The 6,015-nt window shown below is 61.2% G+C and carries 6 protein-coding genes; 1 reads left to right on the top strand and 5 read right to left on the bottom strand.

From position 1 onward, the window contains the following. The first annotated feature begins 181 nt into the window (after positions 1-181). Positions 182-817: a pyrimidine 5'-nucleotidase gene (locus VL52_RS13300; RefSeq protein ID WP_046157454.1), complete on the top strand. Its 636-nt coding sequence runs from the start codon at positions 182-184 to the stop codon at positions 815-817. Between the two features lie 68 nt (positions 818-885). Here the strand turns inward: VL52_RS13300 and VL52_RS13295 are convergent, their stop codons facing one another. The 5 genes from VL52_RS13295 to VL52_RS13275 all read right to left on the bottom strand — a co-directional run bounded on the left by VL52_RS13295 (position 886) and on the right by VL52_RS13275 (position 5,938). Beyond that, the gene (locus VL52_RS13295; protein WP_046157453.1) at positions 886-1,950 is read right to left on the bottom strand and encodes an ABC transporter substrate-binding protein; all 1,065 of its coding nucleotides are present in this window, start codon (positions 1,948-1,950) and stop codon (positions 886-888) included. 148 nt (positions 1,951-2,098) lie between these two features. Further along, positions 2,099-2,893 carry an ABC transporter permease gene (locus VL52_RS13290; protein WP_021477382.1) on the bottom strand — a complete coding sequence of 265 codons (795 nt, stop codon included), beginning with the start codon at positions 2,891-2,893 and terminating at the stop codon, positions 2,099-2,101. Further along, on the bottom strand, positions 2,886-3,779 hold the full coding sequence (locus tag VL52_RS13285; protein ID WP_021477383.1) for an ABC transporter permease: 894 nt from the start codon (positions 3,777-3,779) through the stop codon (positions 2,886-2,888). Before VL52_RS13285 ends, VL52_RS13290 begins: the two co-directional genes overlap by 8 nt. Positions 3,780-3,782: 3 nt before the next feature. Continuing rightward, entirely contained in the window at positions 3,783-4,868 is a 1,086-nt protein-coding gene (locus VL52_RS13280) for an ABC transporter ATP-binding protein (protein WP_046157452.1), read from the bottom strand. A gap of 458 nt (positions 4,869-5,326) precedes the next feature. Next, on the bottom strand, positions 5,327-5,938 hold the full coding sequence (locus VL52_RS13275) for an OmpW/AlkL family protein (RefSeq protein WP_046157451.1): 612 nt from the start codon (positions 5,936-5,938) through the stop codon (positions 5,327-5,329). Between the last annotated feature and the right edge of the window lie 77 nt (positions 5,939-6,015).

The following is a 6,015-nucleotide window of genomic DNA, read 5'->3' as shown; positions in this document are numbered from 1 at the left end:
GCCCGCCCCCCTGACCCGTCAACACCTTTCTGCAAAGAAATTGAAAAAATCTGGTCAAAACACTGTAAGCCACTGATAACAATAGAAACGGTCTCCGCAAGCTTTCTGAACCGCTTCCGCTAGCCTGCCGGCCGCCATGAATGGATAATCTCCGGTCCCTCCTTTTCATGCAGTTTCGAACGTGAACCACAAGACCTGGATCTTCGACCTCGACGACACCCTCCACCACGCCAGCGGCGGCATCTTCGACCATATCAACAAGCTGATGACCGAATACATGATGCGCCATCTCGGCGTGGACGAGACGGAGGCCTGCGCGCTGCGCTCCCGCTACTGGGCGCAATACGGCGCCACCATGCACGGCCTGTCCACCCATCACGGCATCGACCCGCAGCAGTTCCTGATCGAAACCCACCCGGTGGAAGTACTGGAACAATGGCTGCAATTCGAAGACCGGCTGGCGGAAAACCTCAGCGTCCTTCCCGGCCGCAAGATCATCCTGTCCAACGGCCCGCAGCACTATGTGGAAGGCATTCTGCAGCGGATGCGGATTCAGCATCATTTCGAATCGGTATACGGCGTGGAACGGCTGAACTATATCCCCAAGCCCCACCTTGACGCCTTCCACACCGTGCTGGCCCGCGAAGGCCTGAATCCCGCGCATTGCATCATGGTGGAAGACTCCCTGCCCAATCTGCTGACAGCGAAGGAGCTGGGCATGACCACCATCTGGGTCAGCCGCGAGCCGCGCAAACCTGCCCACGTCGACCACCGCGTCGAGAAAATAAGCCAGCTGCTTCGGCTGCATCTGGATTAGGCCAGCGAACATATATAGAAAAAGGCCGGGAAACTTCCCGGCCTTTTTATTGGACAACGCGGATACGCTTATTTCAGCTTGATCTCGGACCACACCTTGTTCAGCTCGCGGCGATCCTTGGTGTTCAGATCATGCAGCTGCTGCAAGCGCGGCAGGTCGGTGGTGGTGGGGAAGATCGCCGGGATCTTGGTCAGCTCGGTCTTGACGAACTTGCCGGCGGCGGCGTTCGGATTGCCGTTGCCCATCTCGTTGGTCAGGCCGGCGGCATTCTTGCCGTCCAGCATGAAGTTGATGAACTTGTAGGCCAGGTCCTTGCGCGGCGCATCCTTCAACACCACGAAGTTGTCCAGCGACAGGGTATTGCCCTCCTTCTGCAGGCTGAAGTTCAGCGCGAAAGCGCGCTTGGCCTTCTTGGCGTCCTGCTGGGCCTGGAACATATCGTTGGAGTAGCCGAAGGCGACATAGATGTTGCCGACGGTCAGTTCCTTGATATAGGACTGGTTGTTGAAGGCGGCCCAGTACGGCTTGGCTTTCAGGATCACGTCGCGGGCGGCTTTCCAGTCGGCCGGATTGGTGGAGTTGGCCGGCTTGCCCAGGTACATCAGCGCGGCGGAGATCAGTTCGCGCTGCGAATCCAGCACGGTGACCTTGCCCTTGATCTTGGACAGCAGCGCCGGATCGAAGATCAGCGCCCAGCTGTTGACCTTGTCGCTCAGGCCCAGTTGCTTCAGCTTGGTCTCGTTGTAGCCGATCAGCGTGGTGGTGAACGCGTACGGGGCGGAGTACTTGTTGCCCTTGTCGAAGAAGCTGTTCAGGTAGCCCGGATTCAGGTTCTTGAAATTGGGCAGCTGGGCCTTGTCCAGCGGTTGGGCCTTGCCCTGCTTGATCAGCGCGTCGACGGCGAAGCCGGTCGGCACCACGATGTCGTAGCCCTTGGCGCCGGCGGCCAGCTTGGCCAGCAGCTCTTCGTTGTCGCCATAATAATCCTGCACCAGCTTGCACTTGCAATAGGCCTCGAAACTCTTGGCCGCGCTCTCGGACAGGTAGTTGTTCCAGTTGTACAGATGCAGCTCTTCGGCGGCGAACGCCTGGGTGGAGGCCGCCAGCGCCAGCAGCGCGAGGATCTTCTTCATTTCGTTTCCTTTGTATTGCACAGCTTGGTGGTACTACGAGTTAACCGGGAGACACCCCCTCGCATCGCCCGGATGAGGCGGCGACGGCAAGGCATTATGCTGCAACGCAAAACGCCTTGCCGCCGGATCGGCCTTTCGGCCTGGCGGCTCAGCCGTTGGCGCGCAAGGCGCTCGGCGAAACCTTGGAGGCGATGACGATCAACGCCAGCGTCAGCAGCATCAGCAAGGATGACACCGCGTTCACTTCCGGCGTCACCGCGATCTTGATCATCGAATAGATCTCCAGCGGCAGCATGCTGGCGCCGGCGCCGGCGGTGAAGAAGGTGATCACGAAGTCGTCGATCGACAGCGTGAACGCCATCAGCGCGCCGGCGATGATGCCGGGCTTGATCACCGGCAGCGTGATCAGGCGGAAGGCCTGGAACGGCGTGGCGCCCAGATCGCGCGCGGCTTCCACCAGGCTGTCGTCCATGCCCTGCATCCGCGCCCGCACCACGATGGCGACGAAGCCGATGCAGAAGGCGATGTGCGACAGCAGGATGGTGACGAAGCCCAGCTCCAGGATGCCGATCAGCTGGTTGACGATGACGAAGAAGATCACCAGCGACACTCCCATCAGCAGCTCGGGGATGGCGATCGGCGTCAGCACCAGGAAGGGCAGCAGCCTCAGCTTGTACTTATGCAGCGCGATGCCGGCCAGCGTGCCCAGAATGGTGGCGAAGAAACTGGCGATGATGCCGATCAGCAGCGAGTTGCCGGCCGCGGTCAGCATCTTCTCGTTGTGGAACAGCTTCTGGTACCACTTCAGCGTGAAGCCCACCCACTCGGCGTTCAGGCGCGAATCGTTGAACGAATACAGCACCACGATGACCAGCGGCAGGTACAGGAACAGATAGGTCAGGCCGGCCGAAGCCCACAGCCATTTGGATTGTTTCTTAGCCACGCGCCTTCCCCTTTCTGGCCACCGCGGCCCCCAGCACGGCGATCAGCAGCACGCCGCCGGTCAGCATGATCGACAGCACCGAACCGAACGGCCAGTCGCGGGTGTCCAGGATCTGTTGCTTGATCAGGTTGCCTATCATGATGGATTCGGTGCCGCCCAGGATATCCGGGATGGCGAACATGCCCAGCGCCGGGATGAACACCAGCGCCGAGCCGGCGAACACGCCGGGCAGGCTCAGCGGCCAGGTCACGCGCCAGAAGCGCTGCCAGGCGTTGGCGCCCAGATCCTGCGCGGCGTCCAGCAAGGCCATGTCGTGCTTTTCCAGGTTGGCGTACAGCGGCAGCACCATGAAGGGCAGATGCACGTACACCAGGCCGACGATAACCGCGAACGAGGTGAACAGCAGCCGCACCGGCTCGAAGCCCAGCGTAGTCAGCACCAGGTTCAGCGCCTTGGTGAACGCCGACTGCGGCCCCAGGATGATCATCCACGCGTAGATGCGGATCAGGAAGTTGGACCAGAACGGCAGGATCACCAACAGCAGCAGCAGATCGCGGTACTTCTTGCCGGAGCGGGCGATCAGCCAGGCCAGCGGGTAGGCCATCAGCAGGCAGACCACGGTGGTGGTCAGCGCGTAGCCGGCCGACTTGATGAACAGCTCGATGTACAGCGGCTCTTCCACCAGGCGGTGGAAATTGTCCAGCGTCAGCTCCCAGACGCGCTGGCCGTCCTCGATGGTGAACAGCGGCGCCAGGCCGCCGTAGTCGCCGGGCTGGCGGAACGCGGCCACCAGCATGATCAGCGACGGGATCAGGAAGAACAATACCAGATACAGCAAGGGGGGCCAGGACAGCGCCCACTTGCCGAAACGATCACGCATCGCCATCGCTTACTCCGTCAGGAAACTGCCGGCGTCGAAACGCCAGGCGACTTCGACCACGTCGCCGTCGTCGAAAAACTTGGCCACGCCGGGAATATTGTTGGGCTGCATCGCCTCCACCAACACGCCGTCGGCCACCTCCACCACGTAGAGGGTGACGTCGCCCAGGTACAGGCAATCATGGACGCGGCCCTTGAAATAGGCCTCGTCCGGCAGTTCCGGCAGCTCCTTGTCGAGCTTCACCTTCTCCGGCCGCAGCGCCAGCCAGCCCTGCTGGCCTTCCTTCACGCCCGGCACCGCCTGGCACTTGACGTCGCCGCAGCCCTTCAGCGCCACGGTCATGGCGTCGCCGTGCAAGGCCTTGACCGTGCCTTCCAGCACATTGCACTGGCCGAGGAAGTCGGCGACGAAGCGGTTCTTCGGATAGCTGTACAGCTTCTCCGGCGCGTCCAGCTGCTCCACCTTGCCGTGGCTCATCACCGCGATGCGGTGCGACAGCGCCAGCGCCTCGCCCTGATCGTGGGTGACGTAGACGAAGGTGATGCCCACCTCTTTCTGCAGATTGATCAGCTCGATCTGCATTTCCTCGCGCAGCTTGGCGTCGAGCGCGGACAACGGCTCGTCCAGCAGCAACAGACGCGGACGGTCCACCAGCGCGCGGGCGATGGCCACGCGCTGGCGCTGGCCGCCGGACATCTCGTGCGGGTAGCGGTCGCCGAACTGGGTCAGGCGCACATCTTCCAGCAATTCGTCCACCTGGGCGGCGATCTTGCGCTTGTCCCACTTGGCCATTTTCAGCGGGAAGGCGATGTTCTCGCGCACCGTCATGTGCGGGAACAGCGCGTAGCTCTGGAACACGGTGTGCACCGGACGCTTCTCCGGCGCCACCTGCGACATGTCCTGGCCATCCAGCAGGATCTGGCCGGCGTCCGGCTGCTCGAAACCGGCCAGCATGCGCAGCAAGGTGGTCTTGCCGCAGCCGGAGGGTCCCAGCAGGGTGAAGAACTCGCCCGCCTCGACCGACAGGCTGACGTCATTGACAGCCGTGTAGTCGCCAAAGCGTTTGACCACGTTTTTGATTTCCAGGAGAGCCATCTATCTTCCCCGCCACGAAAAAGGGCGCCATTTTAACAAAAAATCGGTTTACGGGGCCGCGAAAATCCCTTGTAAATTCAAGACCTCAGCTCACTTTACCGCCTGGCGCGCCCGACAAGTCAAGCCGGCGGGATAAGTTGCTCTTTTCACTGATAAAAACCCGCGCGTCCCCTCTTCCGGATGACGCGGAAAACTTCGAATGGTTCTCATTGAAATGATGCATTTTGACAACAAACTTGTCTGAAACATGCGATTCATGTCGCCAAGCGCTGATTTTCATGTCGCCGCCGCGACAAATGCCCCGCCCTTTTCCAACCTGGCATGCCGATTCCGCGGATCAGCCAGCGGCCAGCATTGGCGACTTCCCCCGCGATGTCAATATCATCAATCATTTACATTTAACCACAATGCAAAAGGACGCCCGCAGGCGTCCTCGCATGACCGATGGTCCGGCTGGATCAGAACTTGGTGCCGACGCCGATGCCGAACACCCACGGATCGACATGCAGCGTTCCTAGCTTGGCGCCGCCGAGCTTGTCGGCGGTCACGTCGGTCTGGATCCACAGCTTCTTCACGTCCACGTTGACGAACCAGCTCTTGTTGATCGCGTAGTCGGCGCCGATCTGCAGCGCCGGGCCGAAGCTGTTGTTCTTCACGCTCAGCGGCGTGCCCAAGGCATTCAGCCCCGTGCTGTAGAAGCGGGTGTAGTTGATGCCGGCGCCGACATACGGACGGAAGGTCGCTTCCGGCGCGAAGTGGTATTGGGCGGTCAGCGTCGGCGGCAGCACGGATACTTTGCCGATATCCGCGCCGTTGGCGGTGATCTTGTGGCGGGAAGTGCCCAGGATCAGCTCGGCGCCGATATTGTTGGTGATCATGTAGGTGAAGTCGATTTCCGGCACCGTCGAGCTCTTGGCTTCGACATTCAGGCCCGGCACCAGGCCGGAATTGCTCCAGCTGCTGGACGGCGCGACATTGATCACGCGGAAACGTGCCAGAATGTCGCCTTGGGCGGCGAACGCGCCGGCGGACAGCATGCCGATCATGGCGGCGAGTGCGAGCTTCTTCATTTCTGTTCTCCAATGAGTCAAGTAATGCCGCCATGAACCATGCCGGCGTTGACAGCCATGCACGCCGGCAGTAGCGT

The organism is Chromobacterium vaccinii, from assembly GCF_000971335.1.
GTDB classification, from domain to species: Bacteria; Pseudomonadota; Gammaproteobacteria; order Burkholderiales; family Chromobacteriaceae; genus Chromobacterium; species Chromobacterium vaccinii.
This window is presented reverse-complemented; position numbering and strand designations above follow the sequence as displayed.

What these genes read in the sequence shown, in the direction of transcription:
- VL52_RS13295 (WP_046157453.1), bottom strand. Translation starts at nt 1,950, where the DNA reads ATGAAGAAGATCCTCGCGCTGCTGGCGCTGGCGGCCTCCACCCAGGCG.
- VL52_RS13285 (WP_021477383.1), bottom strand. Translation starts at nt 3,779, where the DNA reads ATGGCGATGCGTGATCGTTTCGGCAAGTGGGCGCTGTCCTGGCCCCCC.
- VL52_RS13280 (WP_046157452.1), bottom strand. Translation starts at nt 4,868, where the DNA reads ATGGCTCTCCTGGAAATCAAAAACGTGGTCAAACGCTTTGGCGACTAC.
- VL52_RS13275 (WP_046157451.1), bottom strand. Translation starts at nt 5,938, where the DNA reads ATGAAGAAGCTCGCACTCGCCGCCATGATCGGCATGCTGTCCGCCGGC.